Here is a 21,497-nt window from a genome sequence, read left to right on the forward strand (position 1 = left end):
GTTATTTTTGATCTGCAAGTCCAAGCTTAATTAAAGCGAAGACGGCGTAGTTCAGCATATCTTGGTAGTTAGCTTTCAAGCCTTCGGATACCAATGTCTGCCCTTCGTTGTCTTCTATCTGTTTTACGCGATGAAGTTTCATGAGGATCAAGTCGGTCAACGAGGAGATACGCATCTCTCGCCACGCTTCTCCGTAGTCGTGATTTTTGGCAAACATAAGGTCCCGCGTCTCGTCTACCTTTTCGTTGTATAGCTTTTCTGTCGTTTTATAGTCGAGTGTGTCTGTACTGTTTTCCGATAGCTCCAGCTGAAGCATGGCAATTACACAGTAGTTGACGATGCCGACATATTCGTCGAGGATGCTTTCTCCTACCTTGGATGTCTTTTTTACTTCTAAGGTACGTATGCGCTGTGCCTTGATGTAAATCTGATCTGTGATTGATGATGGGCGCATGATTCTCCAGGCGGTTCCGTAATCTTTTGTTTTTTTTAGGAATAGATCTTTACAATAGCTGATTACGCTGTTGTATTCTGCATTCGTGTCCATCATCGTGTGTTAAACTCTATAGTCTTACAAACTTAGATAAATTAGCATGTATATGCAATACAATTGTAGTCGCCGTAGTCCGTGTATTTCTTTTCTCCCGCATCGCCTACATACGAAGGAGGCTTAACACGGGTATATTGTGAAAGTCTGATTTGCTGACCCGGTTCCACTGTGCTGTCTTTATGAGAAAATATTCCGTTCTTTGAGTAATGAACACGCTAATCTCGAATAGGTTTGCCGACATCGCTTATTTGGCTTCGGGGAGCGCCCTTCAACGGAGGGCCTATCACACACTGTGTGCGTCCCGCTTGATGGATATTTTGCAGCCCTATGATATTATGCTCGTGGGCACCATACCATTGGACATTGCAGTTGCTACCAGTGATTTAGATCTCATCTGTTGTGCTGAAGATCTCGATGCATTTCGGATGGACGTCGTGGCGGCGGCAGGCGGCTACGCAGGCTTCCGTATGTCGGAGAAATGGATAAAAGACGAGCGGACCATCTTGGCCAACTTCTATCTCGGCGACTTTGAAGTTGAGGTTTTTGGGCAGTCAGTACCGGTTAAACTGCAGAACGGATTTTTACACATGATGAAGGAATATGAAATTCTGACAAAGTATGGACCAGACTTTAAAGAGAAAGTAATAGCTTTAAAAACTAAAGGATTAAAGACGGAGCCGGCATTTGCAATGTTGCTGAATATAGAGGGAGATCCGTATGAGGGATTGCTTAATTATACCGTGAACAATGAAGATTTTTAAACCAGAGATAAGAGACGTACAGATCGTACGATATATACAGCCGTTTCGCGAGGGGGGATCGCTACCGGCACTCGTAGATGCCGACGACGGTTTTAGCTACGTGATTAAATTCCGCGGAGCCGGACAGGGAAAAAAGGCGTTGGTAGCGGAGCTCATAGGTGGAGAGCTGGCCCGTTTTTTGGGACTTCGGATGCCGGAGATGGTATTTGCTGAGCTCGACGAGTCGTTTGCCCGTACCGAACCGGACGAAGAGATACAGGATCTCTTACGTTTTTCCGTTGGCAGGAATCTCGGCGTGCATTTCTTGAAAGGAGCGATAACATTCGATTCCAATGTTGACACGGTCAGCGCGATTGAGGCATCTAAAATCGTGTGGCTGGATGCCCTGCTGATGAACGTCGACCGGACGGTCAGGAACACAAATATGCTTATATGGCATCAGGAGCTCTGGCTAATTGATCATGGCGCATCATTATACTTCCATCACACATGGGACAACTGGGAAGAGCAGGCTGCTAAGCCTTTTGTGCAGATCAAGGAACACGTGTTGTTAAAATACGCAAGTCATGTAAGGGATGTGGATATGGAGTTTAGGGAGCTCTTCCATGCAGACAATTTGTGGAATATCATGAATGTTGTTCCAGATGAATGGTTAATTGATGAATCCCGCGGCCTGAGCGCGCAACAAGCCCGCGCAGTGTATGTCTCCTTTTTGCTAGATCGCGTTGCCAATTCGGAAAACTTTATTAAACAAATTGAGCATGAACGAAAGAACTGTATATGAATATGCTGTTGTCAGGGTGGTGCCACGAGTCGATCGGGAGGAGTTCGTAAACGTGGGCGTAGCTCTATATTGCAGGAAACAGCGTTACGCTGCGGTAAAAATTTTCGTTGATGAAAAGAAATGTAGAGCTATTGATCCGGAGATCGACCTGGAGCTTATCCGTAAACATCTTGATTCCTTTCAGCTTATCTGTTCGGGGAGCAAAGATGGCGGCCGATTGGCCATGTTGGAACAGGCAGAGCGTTTTCGGTGGCTGACGGCAAAACGTAGTACGATTATCCAGTGTTCGGTGAGTCATCCGGGCTTGTGTGTCTCCGCGGAGGAGACACATCAGGAACTATTTGAGAAATTAGTTCTATAGAAATAGTAGTTTTTGACAGGAGGAATCTTAAATTTGTCAATCTTGAGATCATCGTTCATGGAAGATTTTTATCAACATATTTACCGGAAGCAGTTGGAAGCGCAGGATATGCCCAGCAATGCGCGCATAGCGAGTTGGGCAATGCATGTACTGCATCTTTTGTTTCCGGAGCGGGGTTCACTGCACTTTGACAGTGCGGAGGAGGTGCGTCAGGCGTTTGACGAGGCACGTGAAGAGCTGTTGGAGCTGTTGCAAAAGACAAAGGCTTGTTCGCACTGCAACAATGAGCGCATAGCTGACGAGTTTTTTGTCGGATTGCCCGCTATATACGAGGTCATGCTGACCGACGCAGAGGCGATTATGCAGGGCGATCCTGCAGCGCAGAGCCTCCGTGAGGTGATCCGTACGTATCCGGGTTTTACCGCCATCTGTATCTATCGCCTTGCCCACGAACTGTGGGTGCACGGAGTGCCGCTTATTCCCCGTATTTTGACCGAACACGCGCATTCGAAAACGGGGATTGACATCCATCCGGGTGCCCGGATTGGCCGTTATCTTTACATTGATCATGGCACGGGGCTGGTCATCGGTGAAACGTGTATCATTGGAGATCATGTCAAGCTGTACCAGGGAGTAACATTGGGTGCTCTCAGCGTGGAGAAAAATATGGCAAACACGCAGCGGCATCCAGTGATCGAGGATCATGTGATTATCTATGCGGGAGCGACCATTCTTGGAGGACAGACTGTCATAGGACACCACTCCGTGGTCGGTGGAAACGTCTGGTTGACGTCCAGTATAGATCCCTATACAACTGTTTATCATCAACCGAATTCCAAATTTATTGACTCTAAACCTATTGCATAATGGGAAACTTAATAGATACCATTGGAAATACCCCTTTAGTGGAAATACGTGGGTTCCACAAAAATCCTGATGTACGGATCTTTGCGAAGATGGAGGGCAATAACCCCGCAGGGTCGGTGAAAGATCGGGCGGCATTAAATATGATCCGTTCAGCTCTTGAGCGGGGTGAGATTACGAAAGACACGAAACTTATTGAGGCGACTTCGGGCAATACGGGTATTGCGCTTGCGATGATTGCGAGCCTATACGGTTTAGAACTGGAATTGGTTATGCCTTCTACTTCGACGCGGGAGCGAACGTTGACCATGGAGGCTTACGGAGCTAAAGTCACGCTGTTGGAATCGATGGAGATCTGCCGCGATTATGCGGAGGAAAAAGGCGCAACGGGCGGCTATTTCATATTAAACCAGTTTGCCAATCCCGACAATTACGGCGCGCACATTAAAACAACAGGCCCGGAAATCTGGCGCGATACCGCCGGAGAGATTACGCATTTTGTGAGCGCTATGGGAACGACGGGGACGATTATGGGATGTTCTATGTTTCTGAAGGAGAAGAACCCCGCTATTCAGATTGTAGGGTGTCAGCCTACTGAAGAGTCGTCGATCCCGGGTATCCGGCGGTGGCCAAAAGAATATCTGCCGAAGATTTTTGATCCTTCGCGTGTGGATCGGGTGATCGACATTGCGCAGGATGATGCTACACGCCGTGCCCGAGAACTGGTGAGGCGTGAAGGTATCTTTGCTGGAATGAGTACTGGAGGAGCCTTCCATGCGGCACTTCAGGTAGCTGACGATATAAAAGAGGGGCTTATCGTGTTTATTGCCTGTGACCGGGGCGACCGTTACCTTAGCTCCGATTTATTTGGATAACTGTGCTCTCATTGCTATGTAGGAGAGAGGGGGAGGTCATATGGCGCATGGCCTCCCTGTCTGCCAATAGGTGATCGCTTATTTATTGTCCCGGCTCCAGATCTCGTATATAGGATCCCCTTTAGAGCTTTTACCGCTGTGATGCCAATCATCACCTTCCAGCTTTCCGTCAAACGATAGATGCGCCCCGACCCGCGAATTGTCCCGGGAGAAAAACAAGATATGCTCGCTATATTTGCCGTCTTGAAAGGTGTAATGCCCTCCTCCGGTGCCATAGAACCCTTTAACTGCAGGGTTTATTGCTATCCACTGAAAATAGCCGTCAACCAGAAGTTTAATGGTTTTCCGGTCGCCACGGGTTATTGTCCCCATCTTGTCTCCTTGCTTCCTTCCCGTAATTCGCCATAGTCCGTCTAAGGGCTGCGACTTCGCGTCTGCTTTTTTCCAGGAGATGCCGTCCCCTTCCTGCGCCCCCGTTGCGGCTATGGTTAATGGGAAATTTTTCCTCTGTCCTACTAAACTTGAGTCAGCATCGGCATATTCAACCTGAACAGCCAAGTTGCCTGCCGTATAGGAAAAGGGACCCCCCAAGGTTGATATGTATGTCTGATCCCGGTATGCGGTCTTCGAGCAGTAGCCGTCGGCGAACATCCAGATTATCGTTGTATCTCCGCTTTCCTTTGTGAAAACTCCCCGTATGGCGGCTGTTTCCTGGCTGTAAGTAGCGAGGCTTATACAGATTGCTAAGATAACTAAGGTTAGCTTTTTCATGATATCAAGTATTGATTTTGTATAAATATAACAATTTACGGGTTAACATGTTTTACAAAAGGGCCGATATGCACACTTCTGTCGATGGGGGCTGTGTCATTTCGGGGTATGTTTTTTTACTGTCTTTGTAGCGGCGGGATACAAAAATTATCTTTGCAGGGTAACACGATCATGAAATTACGGCACTACCTTTTTTTACCGGCGTTTTCAGCATTGTTATCCTTTTGCTGCAATGCGCAACATTTTTCCGCGCTTGAGGGTGTAGACACCAGCTTACGGTTGCTGGACACAACGGGAAGGAAGTGGTTTGTTCAAAAACGGGCAGACGCATTACCCCGATTTGCACAGCATACGAAAGAACCGCAGAGAGAAAAGAAGTTTTGGCGCGCCGGTTCCGAATGGTTTCTGGCCCAGGCGTTTCCAGCGTTATTCAACCGTTTTATCACGAAGGATCCTTATTCGTACATTACCTTCAAAAACTTTATTAACCATCAGCGGATTTCCGCGTGGGACTGGGACGACAATCAGTTTACGACCAACCAGATCGACCATCCTTACCACGGGCAGCTTTACTTTAATGCGTTCCGTAGCAACGGATACAATTTTTATGAATCCAGTATTGCAACTTTTGCCGGAAGCTATATCTGGGAAACGGCGGGAGAGACCCAGCATCCATCCATCAACGACTTGGTGAACACCACTTTTGGGGGAATTGTCCTTGGCGAGATGACACACCGGTTAGCCCGTAACATCCTGGGGCGCGCCAGCCGGAATCGGCGTGCAATGGTGTCCAACGAAATCGGTGCCTTTTTCGTTAATCCTATTAACGGACTAAACCGTCTGCTGGACGGTAAATGGGGGAGGGTGGACAGCTATAATGCTTCAGACTCATCGTCGGTCTGGGCAGAGGTAAATGTTGGCGTCAGGCGTTTTGATGCCCGGGAGGGAGATATTCTGGAAAAGGGAAAAAACGGATCATATGGGCGTCTCCGCTTGTGGTACAGCAACGGACCGGAGAATATTAAACGGCCGTTTGACCAGTTCTATGTGAATCTGGAACTGGGCAAAGGAGATAGTTCATTTATAAACGCTGTGAATGTGCACGCCTTACTTTACGGTAACAGATTTTTTAAAAGCAAAGGAGGGACCCATTACGGGATATTAAGTGCCAACTATGATTTCTACAACAATGACGCCTTCTTCTATGGCGCGCAGAGCCTGAACTATAACTGGACCTCGGAGTTCCGCTACAAAAAGTCAAATAGGTTTAACATGAACGTTGGTGTCGGTGCTGTTTTACTGGCTGCGGTGCCGGATCCGTATCTGCTCTATGGAGCCAGCCGAAATTACAACTATGGTTCGGGAGCCAGCTATCGATATCGGGGCGAACTGAGCGTATTAAGAAGGTTACTGATAACGGGCGACTATAATGGCGGCGTATTCTTCACCATCAGCGGCAACGAGTCGTACTATGTTTTGCATGCGGCGACGTTGGAAGTGAGTTTGCGTATTATCCGGAATTTTTCATTAAACGTCAGTTCCGGGTATTTTGCACTAGAAGGTCATTTCAAGGATGAACAGTATGAGGACTTTAACAGAAAGTTTCCGTCAGGCCGCCTATCACTTGGCTATAATGTCCGGTTCTAGGAACGGGCCCGGTCTGGAGGCGTGGCTAAGGACAGTCGACATTGCTGCTGCAGAAGAAGAGTTGGTACTTCGTCAACCAATACTGTACTGGAGGTGTTCCATCTCTGCTCCAAATATATGTACGCGGTTTACAATGGTAAAGCCGATATTCAGATAGAGCTTTTTGGCCAAGGGGTTGTCTAGATTTACCAGGAGTCCCAACACCTGTTGGTTTCGTTTTACAAAAAGGTCGACGGCGTACAGCAGTAGCATTTTTCCGATCCCACGGCCCTGATATCCGGGCGAAACGGCGATGGTGTCGATATAGACTTCGCCTGATTGCGTCTCTGCCGGCAGCTTGAGTGTCCGATCGTATGTAGAGGCGAGATCGAGGAGCACGGGATGACGTAGCCTTTGCAGATCAGCTCCGGGGTACAGGCAGATCTGTCCAACGAGCTGTCCGTCCGCTTCGGCAACGAAAATATATTCATACGAATATTGGTTTGAAGGGCGGCGTATGTGACGCGTTAGAAAATCTAGAGCTTCTTTTTTATCGTTTTTTCCGATAAAGTAATATATAATGTCTTCCATGGCCGAAAGCATGATGGGAGCAATTTCCGTAGCATCGGCGGGGGTGGCTTTTCGAATCCGGATCATCTTGAAATGGTTATATTTTTTACAACTCGCTAGGAAACAGAAAAGGCTACCCTACGGCAGCCTTCTTCTGTTATATGGATTAAACTTATTTGTCTAATTTTTCGAAGTCTACGTAGTCGATCTCCTTCGTGTTCAACTTCACGTTCTCTTTCAGATAGTTGAAAACTTTAAGAGCTTTCGCTTCTTCAAAAAGCCTGTTGGCTTGCTCTTTGTCCTGTAATAGCTGGATGGCGAACTGATTCAACTGATCGTCTGTTGGCTCTTCATTGATGTTATACATCTTGATTTGAGCGTAAATCCGTTCTTTCGCCATGCTGATTACTTCATCGTATTTTACCTCTAAGCTGTTGGCTGTGACGATGCGGTTTTCAATAATTGTCCATTTTAAGTTACTTAGGAAGTCAGCAAAACCCTCTTCCAACTCTTCATCAGAAATGTTTGGATTAGTCGCCTTTAACCATTTTTTCAGGAAAGCTTCAGGAAACTGCACCTCGACTTTATCCATGCCAAAGGTGTACATATCGTTGCGTAGCTTTTGGTCGGCGTTTTGTTTGAACAGGTTCTCTACTTCTTCTTTTACTTTTGCCTGAAATTCTTCTTCTTTGGTGACTTCGCCTGCAGGAAATAGTTTATCGAAAAACTCCTGATTCAAATCGGCCTCTTCAAGACGGTTGATGTTTTTAACCGTTACTTCAAACTTCGTTACATCCAGCTCATTCGCTTCATCTTCCGTAATTCCCAAGATGCGGGCAAGGTCGGCCTGTTTGAAAGCCTTCTTAAGGTCGACTTTAACAACGTCGTCTTTCTTAAGTCCTATCAGTGCTTTTTTCACTTTGGCATCTTCGATAATATCTGTCCGTACAGAAGCTGTGTTTTCAATGCCACCCTCTTTATCCTGCTTTAAGGTTGCATATAAGACGTCACCTTCTTCAGAAACCTCGGGGTTCGTCATTTTACCGTAGCTGCGACGTAAATTTTTAACCCTTTCTGTTAATGTTGCTTCGTCTGCCTTGATATCGTAAGCGGTAAACTCGGTTTCCTGTGTGAAGGGGATGTCGAACTCAGGCGCTAAACCAATTTCATAATTAAACGAAAAAGTATCTTTAAAATCCCAGTTATAAACGGCATCAGCGTCGCTTTCTACGGGAAGTGGCTGTCCCAATACTTCTAATTTGTTCTCACCAATATATTCAGCGATCTTATCGTTAACAAGTTTGTTGATTTCGTCGAATAAGATAGCTTTCCCGTATGTCCGTCTGATGTGACCAGCAGGAACCATACCTGGGCGGAAGCCCGGTAATTTTGCTTTTTTCGCTTGTTCTTTGATGGCTTTATCAACCGAAGGGTTATAGTCTTCCGGTGTTAATTCAACCTTGATGTTTGCGTTGACGTCGTCAACTTTTTGGTGTGAAATATTCATACTCTCGTTTAGCTTTTACGCATTTTACAAAAAAAATCCTCCCGAGTTCTTAAGTTCGGGAGGACATCAAGTGCGGAAGAAGGGACTCGAACCCCCACGCCTTGCGGCGCCAGATCCTAAGTCTGGTGCGGCTACCAATTACGCCACTTCCGCAGTTATTAGGACTTTTATTGTGGCACAAAGATAGGAACCGAAATGATATCTTGCAAGTCTTTTTTGATATTATTTTTAAAAAAAATCATAAAAAAATTTTTCTCTTGCATAAGTGTTTTATATTCATTTACTTTGAATAACAAAGTGCTTTTTATGAATCAAGACGATTTAATTAAAGAAATTGGACACATTCGCTCCATGATGGAGAAGTCTTCGAAGTTTATATCTATTTCCGGACTGTCAGGTATACTTATTGGCCTTTATGCGCTTCTGGGCGCGGCTTTGGCATATATTAAAATCGACGGCATTCAAAGCGGACTTGACTATCAGGAACGAACCATTGATAAAAGCACCGTAACTTTTCTGATTCTGCTGGCCCTTGCTGTGTTAGCCGCTTCTCTTTTAACAGGTATATGGATGGCCGGACGCAAAGCCAGGCGGATTAAACAGTCTATATGGAATGTGACAAGTAGATCGCTGTTATTTGCACTGGCGGTTCCGCTGGTAACAGGGGGCATCGTCTGCATTATTTGGGTTATTAAAGGTTATTATATGTTGGTCGCTTCTACCTTATTGGTATTTTACGGACTGGCATTAACGGCGGGCAGCGTCTATACATTTAAAGAGGTGCGCTGGCTGGGGCTTTTGGAAATTATGTTAGGTTTGCTAGCTTTGTTGCTTCCGGGGTACGGATTGTGGCTTTGGGCGGCGGGATTCGGCCTGCTGCATATGATATATGGTTTTATTGTTTATAAAAAATACGAATAAAGGTGGCGTTAGACCTTTCGCTTTACGATAAAGTTTTTGAGAACAGGGTTCGCTTACAGGTCATGAGTATTCTCGTTGCTAACGATGAGTACGATTTTAATTCATTAAAGGAATTACTTGAAGTGACAGATGGGAATTTAGCATCGAATTTAAAAACGCTCGAAAAAGAGGGGTACATCACTGTGGAAAAAAGGTTTATTGATAGGAAACCTAATACGCGTTATCGCCGTACCGAACAAGGCAAAAAAGCGTTCGAGAACCATTTGACTGCGCTGGAGAGCTTAATTAGACAACAGGGAAGATAGCTTTTTTTTAGTTTCCAACTTTGAAAAACAAAGTTCTTTGTTTTGATCGTCAAATGGTTCCGGCCGGCCTCGCGGACGTGTTTGGAGGCTGCGAGACTTCGAGGCCTTTAGGTAGAGCACGTCCGCGGGATCAATGCCGCCTTGAGAAGAGCTGTCTGTACGAGACGATGCGCGTTTTCTTTAACGTATGGAATAATGGCTAACATAAGATAAAGACAATTGTATGGAAAATTCAAAATCACAACAGCCTTCTACCCGTGAGGTAGAGCAACAGTCATTTTTCGAAAAATTGACGAATTCCATTGCCGTGAAACTAGTCACGATGCTCATCCTGTTGCTGTTTCTCCTAATTCCCATGGAATGGGTAAACGGTCTGATAGCGGAGAGGCACGATCGGGAGCGAGGCGTGGAGCGTGAAATCGCAAGTAAATGGGGCGAGTCCCAGGTTCTGTCCGGCCCTATAATCGGGGTGCCGTACACGGTTATGCGACAGGTCGGTGCTGTAGATGAAAACGGCCGGAACAAGACAGAAGCTTATCTGGACAAAGATTATATCTTTCTGGCGGCTAAAAATACGTCGTTCGTGTCTAAGGTAAGTCCGACGTATTTAAAAAGAGGTATCTACCGGACGGTGGTATATCAGGCGACAGCGCAGATACAGGGACACTTTGACGAAATCGACTTTTCAAAACTGGAAATAGAAAATGTCGAGCTTCACTGGGAGAAGGCCAAAATGTTTATAGGTCTTAGCGATTTGAAGGGCCTAACAACCACCCCTAAACTAATCTGGGAAGGACAACAGCTATCGTTTGGAATGGGAAACAGTAACGTGCATCTGTTTGAGCGCACGCTTGAGGCTGATATAGACCTATCGGAGAGGTCGACTAAGGGTCGATTCTCGATCCAAATGGACATCCGCGGCGCACGTGGATTATCGGTTCTCCCTTCTGCGGAGGAAACTTCCGTAAAGATAAGTGGAACGTGGTCCAGCCCGAGTTTTGGTGGCGGATTTTTACCCGAAGAGAGACAAACGGGGGGCGATTCCTTTCAGGCGGTTTGGCGGATACCCGGATATGGACGTAAGTTTCCGCAACAATGGACGGGCTTTAAGACGCAACTTTATGTGATAGATCCGCTGGCCGCTTATGGCGATGCACCTTCTTCGGCGCCTACTGCGCCGGCTATTGCCGGCGACGAAGGTTCGCGCGGGTTCGGTACGTCAACTGCGCAGGATATGGTTGAAGTCTATTTTATACCGTCGGTTGATAACTATCAAAAAACCACACGCGTTGCCAAATATGGAATACTGGTCGTCGCATTGACTTTCGCATCGCTGTTTTTTACGGAAATCATCAAACGGCGTCGTATACATCTTGTTCAATATATTCTTATAGGCTGTGCAATGGTTCTTTTTTATTCCCTCTTGCTTGCCATTGGTGAGCATTTGGGATTCAACTGGGCTTATCTGATATCGGCGGTCGCCACGACGTTGTTGATAGCGTCCTTTATATGGGGGATAACCAAGCAGCCACGGATTAGCTATCTTTTTAGCAGTATATTGACGATTTTCTACGCTTTCGTCTATGTGTTGATGCAACTGCAGGACTTCTCGCTGGTCGTCGGTGCTGTGGGGATGTTTATCATTCTAGCCGTCCTGATGAGGTTGTCTCTTCGTATTCATTGGTTTCAGTTTGAAAAAAACGATTAAAAGAATTTACAATGGGGTCTATTGTCTGGCAAGCTCAGTTTTATTTCACCTTTGTGTATATCCTTTGGCGTCGGGGATTTCGGGATAGGGATTACATTTCTTAAATTAGCCCAGCTAAGCAAAAAGATATGAATAAACTATCGGTACTGACGTGCGCACTTATTTTTTGTGCGTATGCTCACGCGCAGGATACGCGGGACTCCCGTGTAGACCGACCATTAATAACGAATAAATTACATCAGTTGAAAAAGGACGTCATGACACCCCAGAAGCTTTGGGAGCTGGGGAGGGTCTCGGCTGAAGGCGTGTCGCCGGATGGACAGTATTTGGTATACGGTGTTTCCAACTATAGCTTTGGGGAGAATAAATCGGAGAAAAACCTTTTTGTCATTCCTGTTCAGGGAGGCGCAGCTACACAGCTAACGGATGAACCGGGGGGCGAATCCCTTGTTCAGATCACGGAACAGGGTGAAGTGGTCTACCTTTTCAAAGGACAGCTGTGGTCGAAACCGTTGCAAGGGGGAGCCGCGAGACAGCTTACCGATGTCGAAGGCGGATTGGAAAACGTAAAATTGTCGCCGGATGGTAAGTATATCCTTTTTAGTAGGCGCGTCCTCCTCAAGAAATACCACAGTACGGATAAATACGAGGACCTTCCCCAATCCAATGTCTACATTTATGACGATCTCGATTACCGCCATTGGGACACATTCCACGATGGAAAGTTCAACCACCCGTTCGTAGCACCGTATGACAATGGGCGGGTCGGCGAAGCTATTGATATTTTGGAGGGGGAACCTTTCTATAGTCCGCAGATGCCCTTCGGCGGTGCGGACGACTTTACATGGAGCGCCGACAGCAAAGCCGTGCTATACGTCTGCAAGAAAAAATTTGGAAAGGACTATGCAACAAGTACGGACACGGATATCTATCAATATGATTTGGTATCTAAGACGACGACGAACCTTACCGAGGGCCTTAACGGATACGATACGCACCCCATGTATAGTCCGGACGGGAAGCAGCTCGCGTGGCTTAGCATGAAAACCGACGGGTACGAAGCCGATAAGAACGATATTATCTTGCTTGACCCCAGTTCGGGTAAGCGTATCAACCTGACCGAGGCCTGGGACGGAACCGTTAATTCTTTTGTCTGGAGTAAAGACGGAAGCAAAATATACTTTACAGCCCCTACCAGAGGAACGGTGCAGCTGTTCGCTGTTAACCTATCTAGAAGAAAGAAAGCGGTGCCCCATGTGCAGCAGATAAGCGATGGCGCATGTGACATTGGCGCGATCGTCGGGGAGACGGAAGAAGGGCTGGTGGTCACATCAACAACGATGACGCGGGCGGCCGAAGTATACCTCTACCATTTGAAAAAACGGACGCTTGCTGCAATTACACACGTAAACGATGCTATATTTGGCAGGCTTGCCGAGACCAAAGTCGTAGGGCGTTTCACCAAGGCTTCTGATGGCGCCGATCTTTTTTCCTGGGTGATCTATCCGCCCGACTTTGATCCGGGAAAGAAATACCCTGTGCTGCTGTTCTGTCAGGGAGGGCCGCAGTCGGCGACGACGCAGGGGTATTCCTATAGATGGAACTTCCAGCTGATGGCATCGCAGGGGTACATCGTTATCCTGCCCAACCGGAGGGGCATGCCGGGGTGGGGCGTGAAATGGAATCATGATATAAGCAAAGACTGAGGTGGGCAGGCTATACGCGACTACCTGTCAGCGATAGATGACTTAGCAAAGGAGCCTTACGTCGATACTGCGCGGCTGGGGGCTGTTGGAGCGAGCTACGGCGGATATTCGGTATTTATGCTAGCCGGGGTTCATAATGGACGTTTTAAATCGTTTATTTCCCACTGTGGTCTGTTTGATATGACCTCCTGGTATGGAACAACGGAAGAGCTGTTTTTTGCAAATTATGACTTAGGCGGACCCTATTGGGAGCCGGGCAACCATAAAACTTACACCGAGTTCAATCCGATAAAACACATTGACAAGTGGGATACTCCGATTTTGATCTTTCAGGGAGGCAAGGACTTCCGTGTGCCGATCGGCCAAGGGTTGGAGGCGTTTCAGGCGGCGCAGCTAAAGAACATTAAGAGCCGGTTGGTATATCTGCCGGATGAGAATCACTGGGTTCTTTCCGGGCACAATGCACAGGTGTGGCAAAGGGAGTTCTTCAGCTGGCTAAAAGAAACATTGTAGAAGGCGGGAGTGCGTTGGTATTACCCGCTATCAGGGAAACAGCGTCTTTGATGGCGGGTAATATGCCTATTTCGTGTCTTTTTTTCCGAAAATGCTTAAGCGGATATAACGCCCTGGCCGCTCTTTCACGTCTTTTACCAATGCGTCCAACTCGGAGGATGCACTGTTTAGATTGTGATACAGCTTATCATCGTGGAGCAGCAGGCCTATGGATCCTTCGCCGTTGTTGATTTTTGCCGTGATTGCCTGTACCTCTTTCATTGCCAGGTTGGCGTTGTCAATAGTTGCCTTAATCTCCGTTTTTGAGAGGTCCTCCGACAGGTGGTCCAGATTCGCCAGAATCGCATTGATCTTATCGTTATTATTTTTAAAGTTATTCGTAATAGACTCCAGGTTTTGCATGATTTTCACCAGGCGGACCTTTTCCGATCCCATAAGGCCCTCCACATCGCTGGTAATGCGCTCCATGTTGTTTAATGATATGGCAATGCTGTGCAGGCTACTTTTAAAGTCGCGTTGGAACTCCTTGTCCAAAGCGGTGTTGACGGCGGACAATACAGAATCGAGTTTGACGACCAGGTTTTCCACCTTTTTTTGAAGTGGCTCCACTTTTTCAAGCAGGTTGGCCTGCACGTCCGACAGAAGAGGGTCTCCGTCCTTTGCCATTGTTTTGCTGTTTCCCAACTCGAATACAATGGCCTTGCTTCCCAGAAGGTCAGCGCTGACAATACGGGCTACGGAGTTCGAGGGGATCTTATAGTCTTTTTTTATCTTAAAGTGGGTACGTATCTTACCGTTCTCGAGGAGCTCCATTCTCGAAACCCGGCCAATCTGATAGCCGTTTACCACAACCGGTTTGGAAACTGTAAGGCCATCGACATTATCATAATCTGTATAGAACTCGTTTTCGTTGCTGAAAACGTCGTTTCCTTTTAAAAAGTTATAACCTATAAATAATAGTGCAAGGGCAACGACCGTAATGATGCCAACTCTTGTTTCGTTCGTTATCTTCAAAATGAGGTCTGAATAATGTTAAATTTACTATGCAATAACAACAAACTAATGTACTAAATGTTTATCGTTCTACGGCTGTTTTATATGTTTTTATTGCGTTAAATAAATTTGTTACAATTTCATTCTGACCGGAAGAAGACAACATATATTCCTCTTCTGTAGGGCTGCTTATAAAACCGATCTCGGTTAATACCGATGGCATTCCCGCTGTTGCCAACACCGCTAACGACAGCTCCTGCACCCCGCGGTTATTGCGGGCGGATTTGGCGTATTCGTCCTGCATGTAAGAAGCTAGCTTGATGCTTTCACGGCGGTATTGGTTTTTCATCAGTTGGAATACTATCATACTTGATGGGTCTTTCGGATCGAATCCCCCATAATTTTCCTTGTAGTTGTCCTCCAACAAAATCGAAGCATTTTCGCGGATAGCTACGTCCTGCGAGCCGAGCCGGTTAAAACCGCAGACAAATGTTTCTGTTCCCCGGACAGATGGATTTTTACGTTTACTGGTATTTGCTGAGTTGCAGTGAATGGAGATAAAAAGATCTGCTTGGTTCTTGTTGGCGACGGCCGGCCGTTCGTATAGGGGGATGAAAACATCGGTTTTTCTCGTGAATACAACTTTTACGCCGGGCAGCTCACCTTCGATTTTCTTACCCAACTTCAGTGCCACACTCAGTGCGATGTCCTTTTCGTTCGACTGCCTTCCGCGGGCGCCATAATCGTGTCCTCCGTGTCCGGCATCAAGGACAATTGTTCTTACCTTCTGAGGAACATTGGCGGGTTCCTGCGACGCAGGATAAAAGGGTTTGGAGGCGCTGGAAAAGGTTAACGTAAAAATTGCTGTAACAACTATACTTAAATTTTTTACATTTAATTTTTTTGTCATGTGTATAATATCCTCTCGTATCGTCGTTTAAATTAATGTGCAAAATAGCGCAAAATTATTTTTTTATTCGTGTTCATCGTCCACGTTTTCTAAATGTTTTTTGACTATTTTTGCCAAAGAAGTTTAAATTCACACAAAAATAACATTCGTAATTAACTTTGAAGGCGTTAACTTGTTTTTTCTGTAGCATTTTGTTTTTGTTTACAGCATCCCTAACTACGTATGCTCAGGTAGTGGAGCCTTCAAAAACTAACAATTCTAACGTACCGGACACGAGTTTAATTGTGCCGGACACAACAAAAAATCACTTAAGGACCACACAGGGTACGGATACTGTTGTAATGAAAGATCAGGATGGTTTGGAAACAGTCGTCACGATTGTCGCCAACGACTCCTCCTGGAATCAGGTTAACAAAAATATTCTTCATTTATATAAGGGAGCTAAGGTAAAATACCAGGAGTTTGAGCTTGCTGCTGACTACATCCGCCTGGATCGGAATACGAACGAACTTTTTGCCAGCGGAGTCGTGGACCACAATGGCAAGTATGTTGGACGGCCGGTTGTTATTTTTCCGGGAGACACGCCTAAAACGGTAGACTCGTTGTTGTACGATTACAAGACCCGCGAAGGGAACACTTACGGGATAATGACCGAGCAAGACGGCGCTTACGTACAGGCTAAGATTGTGCGGAAGAACCTCTATGATGAACTGTCCCTAAAAACGGGCATGTATAGCACTTGTAATTTACCGTATCCTCATACACATTTTGGCATACAGTTTACGAAAGGTCTGATGGCCGGGAAGCACATTATTGTGGGGCCAGCTTATCTCGTGGTGGAGAATATCCCGATTAAATTTTTAGCGATACCCTTTGGTTTCTTTCCCAGGCAGAACAAGCGTGCGTCGGGCTTTTTATTTCCTTCCTTCGGCGAGGATGCAACGCGGGGATTTTCCATGCGTGACATCGGCTGGTATCTCGCATTTAACGATTACTGGGATTCTGAGATCCGGGGTAGTTTATATTCCAAAGGATCGTGGGAAGCAAATGTCCGTACAAACTATTTGGTTAACTACAAATACAGTGGAGGATTTAATATCCGTTATGCGGCGACTAAAGTGGGGGTGGAGGGAACCCCAAGTTTCGGAACAAACAAGGATTTTAACGTGACGTGGAACCATACGCAACGGCAAGAGGCCAATCCGGGAACGTCGTTTTCCGCCTCAGTCAACTTTGGTACCGCTTCGTACTTTCAAAACACGGGTTTTAATCAGGCCAACAGTATCGAAGATATCACGCGGAATAACATGTCCTCGTCTATTTCTTATGGAAAGGTTTTTGCCGACGGCAAGGTAAACTTTACGTCTAGCTTAAGTCATAGACAGGATATGGCGTCGGGTAGAGTGGATCTAGAATTACCATCATTCAGTTTGAACGTCTCTACATTTAACCCTTTTGATTCTAAAGACCGGGTTGGCGATCAGAAGTGGTATCAGCGGATTACGGTAGGATACAGTCTGCAGGGACGTAACACCATATCTGCCGGCGACTCCGTGCTGTTCAGTAAGGAAAGCCTGAAGAACTTTACGAACGGTTTTCAGCACAATATCCCCATAGCTTTGACCTTAAACGCTTTTAAATATTTTCAGTTCAACACCTCCGTGAACTATACAGAGCGCTGGTATCTGCAATCTACGCGTAAACGCCTTATCAATCGGGTAGACGGGTTTGAGCAGGTCGTGGACACGGTACAAGGCTTCCGCAGGGCGTATGACTATTCGGTGTCTTCGGGGTTGTCGACAAAGGTGTATGGTATGTACCCTAAGATGGGAAAGATCGAGGCCATCCGTCACGTCATAACACCGTCGGTCAACTTAAATTATCGGCCCGACTTTTCCGATCCGAGGTATGGCTTTTATCGGGAGTTTGTCAACGAGAACGGCGCATTGGAAAGATACTCCATTTTTGAGCGGGGAATCTATGGATCGCCCAGCGCGGGAAAGTCAATGGGTATAGGCTTTTCCATCGATAATAATGTTGAAGCGAAAATCCGGACGGCTAACGATACAACGGGGAACGGTATCAAGAAAGTGAAGATTCTTCAAGGCTTAACCTTTAGCGGAAACTACAACTTTATGGCCGACTCGCTAAAGCTGTCAACGATTAGTTTTTCAGGTCGAACCTCCCTGTTCGGCGAAAAGATCAATTTAAATTTCAACGGATCTTTTGATCCGTACGTCGTCAATGAGGAAGGGATCCGCGTAAACCGGTTTGCATTGCAGGACGGGAAGCTGGCACGGTTGACCAACTTCGGACTATCTTTTGATTACAGTCTCAACCCACAGGCAAACAAAAGCCGCAACAATAACATCGACTCTTTACGCAATCAGATGCCCAATATGACGCAGGAACAAGCGGAGGCATTGGCGCGTATTAGCACCGACCCAAATGCGTTCGTTGACTTTAATATCCCTTGGAACTTAAACGGCTCGTTTAGTATGAATTACAGCCAGACGTGGGAGAGGGAGCAGCGTCGGATGCGAAGCGTGGTTACAGCGACGGTCAATCTAAACGGAGACTTCAACGTTACACCAAAATGGAAGGTGCAGTTCAATACAGGGTACGACTTCCGCCAGCAGGCGCTTTCTCTTACCCGGTTTAGCATTTACCGCGACCTGCATTGCTGGGACATGTCAATAGGCTGGACGCCCTTCGGCCAGTATAAAAGCTATAACATTACCATTCGGGCTAAAGCGTCGGTCCTTCAGGATCTGAAGTTAACGAAACGGGAGAGCCATTACATATACTAAGCTAAGCTTTCCGTATAACTTTAACGTTCATTTTTTATGACGGCAGAAATCATTACTATAGGAGACGAAATACTCAATGGGCAGATTGTTGATACCAACTCGGCCTGGATGGCTCAGCAGCTTGCCCAGCTGCATATTGTGGTAGTACAGATTACGTCGATCCCCGATGCAGCCGGAGCGATAAAGCATGCGCTCGGACAGGCGGAAAAGCGAGCCGACATTATTTTGGTGACCGGCGGACTAGGGCCGACGAAAGATGATGTGACCAAGGAAGCCATTGCCGCTTACTTCAATACCACCTTGGTGCGTGATCCAGCTGTATTGGCGCATGTGGAAAACATATTTGAAAGAGCTGGCTACGGCGATATGCCCGAGATAAACAGGAGGCAAGCCGATGTGCTGGCTAATGCCCTTGTTTTGTTTAATGACGTGGGAACAGCACCCGGCATGTCCATACAACAGAACGGTAAATATTTTGCTTTCTTGCCCGGTGTACCATTCGAAATGAAATTCCTGATGGAGCATCGCGTACTGCCGGCTCTTCGGTCATACCAACAGGACACGTTCGTGCATAATGCTTATCTATTGACCGTTGGTATTGGCGAGTCGCATTTGGCGCGCGAGATCACAGATATCGAAGAGCAGATGCCTGCGTATCTTAAGCTGGCCTATCTGCCTGGTATAGGATCAGTCCGATTGCGTTTTACGGCTGTTGGTCCAGACCTGAAACGGTTGATAGAGGAGACGGCCAACTTTGTTGATCAAGTGAAATCGCGCTTAGGAAAGTATGTGGTTGCCCAGGCCGATGTTTCGTTTGAAGAAGTCATCGTACATACATTCAAAAGTCACCAGGTTAGTGTAGCGACGGCCGAAAGCTGTACAGGTGGGCGTATTTCAGCCCAGATTACACAGGTAGCCGGAGCCAGCGCTATGTTTAACGGAACGGTTGTCGCCTATGCTAACGAAGCGAAGGTGGAACTGTTGAGCGTTTCGCGATCCACCCTCGAACATTATGGAGCAGTGAGCGAACAAACGGTGAAAGAAATGGCTGAGGGGGTAAAAAAGTTGTTTCACACCGACTACGCCATCGCTACGAGCGGAATTGCCGGACCGGGGGGAGGTACCGCTGAAAAACCTGTGGGGACGGTGTGTATCGCTGTCGTAGGACGAAGAGAGACACAGGTACGGACCTATCATTTTAGAAATGACAGGGTCCTGAATATCGAGCGTACCACCATGGCGGGGCTAACGATGTTGTGGAATCTGTTTCAAAAAGAACATCTAACGTCTACGGAATAATGTTTTTGTATTTTTGCTCGGCAGAATATTATATTTTTCTCTATAAAAAAGTTCTTGATGGCAGAGGAGAGATCGATAAATTGCTTTTATATAAACGCGGTTATTTTGCACCTAACGGCAATTTATCTAAGTTTGTTTATGGGTATTAAGTAGATTAAATGTTAATTTAGTAAATCATTCAACGAACGGGTTCATATGGGAATATATAAATTGGTGCTTCCGAAGATGGGAGAAAGCGTGTCAGAAGCTACCATTACGAAATGGGTTAAGCGTATCGGTGATTTTGTTCAGGAGGACGAGGCGGTTGTGGAAATAGCGACCGACAAGGTGGATTCGGACGTGCCCGCGCCCGTAGAAGGAAAGCTGGTTAAGCTCTGTTTTTCAGAAAATGAGGTGGTTCAGGTGGGTGAGGTTATTGCCTGGTTAGAAGTAGATGGGGATACCGGTGCAGAAGACGTAGTCGGAGAGGATGCAACTACAGGAGAGACCGGCGCTATAGACACAACGGATGAGGAAACGGCCGTAGAACAGGATGGAGACGTATTGCCTCAGGACTCCATACCAGGGGCGGACCTGCTGGAAGTCAGAGCGGAGGAACGCCCCATTTTCCAGGGCGGTGCCAGGTTCTATTCGCCGTTGGTTAAAAGTATCGCTCATGAAGAAGGATTGACCCAGTCTGAGCTCGATAAAATACCGGGAAGTGGTGCTGAAGGAAGGGTTACAAAGCAGGATATTTTAGACTACCTCCGTACGCGTGGGACAGCAGCAGGTTCATCGGTTGCGCAAAATGATGGCCCAGGAGGAGAGAAAGCATCAACCGTGCAGCCGCCAGAACCGTTGCCGAGTTCGACGCCGACGTTTTCGGCTGCCGGCGATGAGATTATAGAGATGGACCGTATGCGCCGGCTAATTGCCGACCATATGGTGAACAGTGTTAAAACGTCTCCTCATGTAGCTTCTTTCGTAGAAGCTGACGTGACGCATTTGGTAAATTGGAGAAACCGGATCAAGGATAGTTATAAAAAGAGAGAGGGAGAGAATATCACGTTTACGCCGATCTTTATAGAGGCTGTTAGTAAGGCACTCAAGGACTTTCCTATGGTTAACGTGTCGGTAGACGGACATCGGATAATCAAGCGTAAAAACATTAATATCGGGATGGCAACAGCCCTCCCTTCGGGAAACCTCATCGTTCCGGTTATAAAAAACGCAGATCAGTTAAGCTTGGTTGGCCTAAGTAAGGCGGTGAACGATTTGGCGACACGTTCCCGATTAAACAAGCTGAAGCCGGATGACACGCAAGGAGGGACGTTTACGTTTTCTAATATTGGTGCCTTCGGAAACATTATGGGAGTGCCGATTATTAATCAGCCGCAGGCAGCTATATTAGCCGTAGGGACGATTAAGAAACGTCCGGCAGTATTGGAGACCGAGCACGGCGATGTAATTGCCATTAGGCACATGATGTACCTGTCTATGTCGTACGATCATCGTGTTATTGATGGTGCGCTTGGCGGAACCTTTTTGAAAAGGGTAGCTGATTATCTCGAAAACTGGGATATCAACAGGGAGATCTAGATAAACCGGAACTGCTGCAGCGCCATCGTGCCAGGCATCTCGACTGCAATTTAAGCATCGTTACCAAGTGGGGGCGCGCCGGCGC

The 21,497-nt window shown here is 46.7% G+C and carries 18 protein-coding genes, 1 tRNA gene and 1 pseudogene; 13 read left to right on the forward strand and 7 right to left on the reverse strand.

All coding sequences use genetic code 11. From position 1 onward, the window contains the following. Nucleotide 1: 1 nt before the first annotated feature. On the reverse strand, nt 2-547 hold the full coding sequence (locus tag BC792_RS01730) for a DUF1599 domain-containing protein (RefSeq protein WP_148907475.1): 546 nt from the start codon (nt 545-547) through the stop codon (nt 2-4). Between the two features lie 209 nt (nt 548-756). Between BC792_RS01730 and BC792_RS01735 the strand changes: the two genes are divergently transcribed. The 5 genes from BC792_RS01735 to cysM are packed head-to-tail and all read left to right on the forward strand — an operon-like array spanning nt 757 to nt 4,195. Continuing rightward, on the forward strand, nt 757-1,311 hold the full coding sequence (locus BC792_RS01735) for a DUF4269 domain-containing protein (RefSeq protein WP_148907270.1): 555 nt from the start codon (nt 757-759) through the stop codon (nt 1,309-1,311). Further along, the gene (locus BC792_RS01740; protein WP_148907271.1) at nt 1,298-2,095 is read left to right on the forward strand and encodes a HipA family kinase; all 798 of its coding nucleotides are present in this window, start codon (nt 1,298-1,300) and stop codon (nt 2,093-2,095) included. Before BC792_RS01735 ends, BC792_RS01740 begins: the two co-directional genes overlap by 14 nt. Then, nucleotides 2,073-2,456, forward strand: a complete 384-nt coding sequence (locus BC792_RS01745) for a DUF3037 domain-containing protein (protein WP_148907272.1) — start codon at nt 2,073-2,075, stop codon at nt 2,454-2,456. The genes BC792_RS01740 and BC792_RS01745 overlap by 23 nt, the downstream gene beginning before the upstream one ends. A gap of 57 nt (nt 2,457-2,513) precedes the next feature. Continuing rightward, nucleotides 2,514-3,323: a serine O-acetyltransferase EpsC gene (gene epsC / locus BC792_RS01750; RefSeq protein ID WP_148907273.1), complete on the forward strand. Its 810-nt coding sequence runs from the start codon at nt 2,514-2,516 to the stop codon at nt 3,321-3,323. After that, nucleotides 3,323-4,195 carry a cysteine synthase CysM gene (gene cysM / locus BC792_RS01755; protein ID WP_148907274.1) on the forward strand — a complete coding sequence of 291 codons (873 nt, stop codon included), beginning with the start codon at nt 3,323-3,325 and terminating at the stop codon, nt 4,193-4,195. The genes epsC and cysM overlap by 1 nt, the downstream gene beginning before the upstream one ends. A 78-nt stretch (nt 4,196-4,273) precedes the next feature. On the opposite strand, the gene BC792_RS01760 is transcribed toward cysM, so the two are convergent. Then, a complete protein-coding gene (locus tag BC792_RS01760) occupies nt 4,274-4,966 on the reverse strand; it encodes a hypothetical protein (protein ID WP_148907275.1) in 693 nt (230 codons plus the stop codon). Nucleotides 4,967-5,137: 171 nt separating this feature from the next. On the opposite strand from BC792_RS01760, the gene BC792_RS01765 reads away from it, so the two are divergent. Further along, nucleotides 5,138-6,613 (forward strand): DUF3943 domain-containing protein, encoded by a 1,476-nt coding sequence (locus BC792_RS01765; RefSeq protein ID WP_170249928.1) that lies wholly within the window; start codon nt 5,138-5,140, stop codon nt 6,611-6,613. Between the two features lie 72 nt (nt 6,614-6,685). Here the strand turns inward: BC792_RS01765 and BC792_RS01770 are convergent, their stop codons facing one another. The 3 genes from BC792_RS01770 to BC792_RS01780 all read right to left on the reverse strand — a co-directional run bounded on the left by BC792_RS01770 (nt 6,686) and on the right by BC792_RS01780 (nt 8,822). Next, entirely contained in the window at nt 6,686-7,249 is a 564-nt protein-coding gene (locus tag BC792_RS01770) for a GNAT family N-acetyltransferase (RefSeq protein WP_148907277.1), read from the reverse strand. Between the two features lie 85 nt (nt 7,250-7,334). After that, nucleotides 7,335-8,669: a trigger factor gene (locus BC792_RS01775; RefSeq protein WP_148907278.1), complete on the reverse strand. Its 1,335-nt coding sequence runs from the start codon at nt 8,667-8,669 to the stop codon at nt 7,335-7,337. 71 nt (nt 8,670-8,740) lie between these two features. Further along, nucleotides 8,741-8,822 (reverse strand) — tRNA-Leu (locus BC792_RS01780). 153 nt (nt 8,823-8,975) lie between these two features. Here BC792_RS01780 and BC792_RS01785 point away from each other — a divergent pair. The 4 genes and pseudogenes from BC792_RS01785 (at nt 8,976) to BC792_RS18770 (ending at nt 13,822) form a co-directional block, all read left to right on the forward strand. Beyond that, nucleotides 8,976-9,590, forward strand: coding sequence for a hypothetical protein (locus BC792_RS01785; protein WP_148907279.1), 615 nt, complete (start codon nt 8,976-8,978; stop codon nt 9,588-9,590). 2 nt (nt 9,591-9,592) lie between these two features. Continuing rightward, nucleotides 9,593-9,895 (forward strand): winged helix-turn-helix domain-containing protein, encoded by a 303-nt coding sequence (locus BC792_RS01790; protein ID WP_148907280.1) that lies wholly within the window; start codon nt 9,593-9,595, stop codon nt 9,893-9,895. A 223-nt stretch (nt 9,896-10,118) separates the two neighbouring features. Beyond that, nucleotides 10,119-11,603 carry a cell envelope integrity protein CreD gene (gene creD / locus BC792_RS01795; protein ID WP_148907281.1) on the forward strand — a complete coding sequence of 495 codons (1,485 nt, stop codon included), beginning with the start codon at nt 10,119-10,121 and terminating at the stop codon, nt 11,601-11,603. A gap of 815 nt (nt 11,604-12,418) precedes the next feature. Continuing rightward, nucleotides 12,419-13,822: pseudogene (locus BC792_RS18770) on the forward strand (S9 family peptidase). Nucleotides 13,823-13,888: 66 nt separating this feature from the next. Here BC792_RS18770 and BC792_RS01805 read toward each other — a convergent pair. Then, the gene (locus tag BC792_RS01805) at nt 13,889-14,836 is read right to left on the reverse strand and encodes an MlaD family protein (RefSeq protein ID WP_148907282.1); all 948 of its coding nucleotides are present in this window, start codon (nt 14,834-14,836) and stop codon (nt 13,889-13,891) included. Between the two features lie 61 nt (nt 14,837-14,897). After that, nucleotides 14,898-15,725: an N-acetylmuramoyl-L-alanine amidase family protein gene (locus tag BC792_RS01810; RefSeq protein ID WP_148907283.1), complete on the reverse strand. Its 828-nt coding sequence runs from the start codon at nt 15,723-15,725 to the stop codon at nt 14,898-14,900. Nucleotides 15,726-16,066: 341 nt separating this feature from the next. Between BC792_RS01810 and BC792_RS01815 the strand changes: the two genes are divergently transcribed. The 3 genes from BC792_RS01815 (at nt 16,067) to BC792_RS01825 (ending at nt 21,412) form a co-directional block, all read left to right on the forward strand. Beyond that, entirely contained in the window at nt 16,067-18,535 is a 2,469-nt protein-coding gene (locus tag BC792_RS01815; RefSeq protein ID WP_246154772.1) for a putative LPS assembly protein LptD, read from the forward strand. A gap of 36 nt (nt 18,536-18,571) precedes the next feature. Then, nucleotides 18,572-19,834 carry a competence/damage-inducible protein A gene (locus BC792_RS01820; protein WP_148907285.1) on the forward strand — a complete coding sequence of 421 codons (1,263 nt, stop codon included), beginning with the start codon at nt 18,572-18,574 and terminating at the stop codon, nt 19,832-19,834. 195 nt (nt 19,835-20,029) lie between these two features. Next, on the forward strand, nt 20,030-21,412 hold the full coding sequence (locus BC792_RS01825; protein WP_148907286.1) for a dihydrolipoamide acetyltransferase family protein: 1,383 nt from the start codon (nt 20,030-20,032) through the stop codon (nt 21,410-21,412). The last annotated feature ends 85 nt before the right edge of the window (nt 21,413-21,497 follow it).

It is taken from the genome of Sphingobacterium allocomposti (assembly GCF_008124885.1).
In the GTDB taxonomy this organism is placed as follows: Bacteria; Bacteroidota; Bacteroidia; order Sphingobacteriales; family Sphingobacteriaceae; genus Sphingobacterium; species Sphingobacterium allocomposti.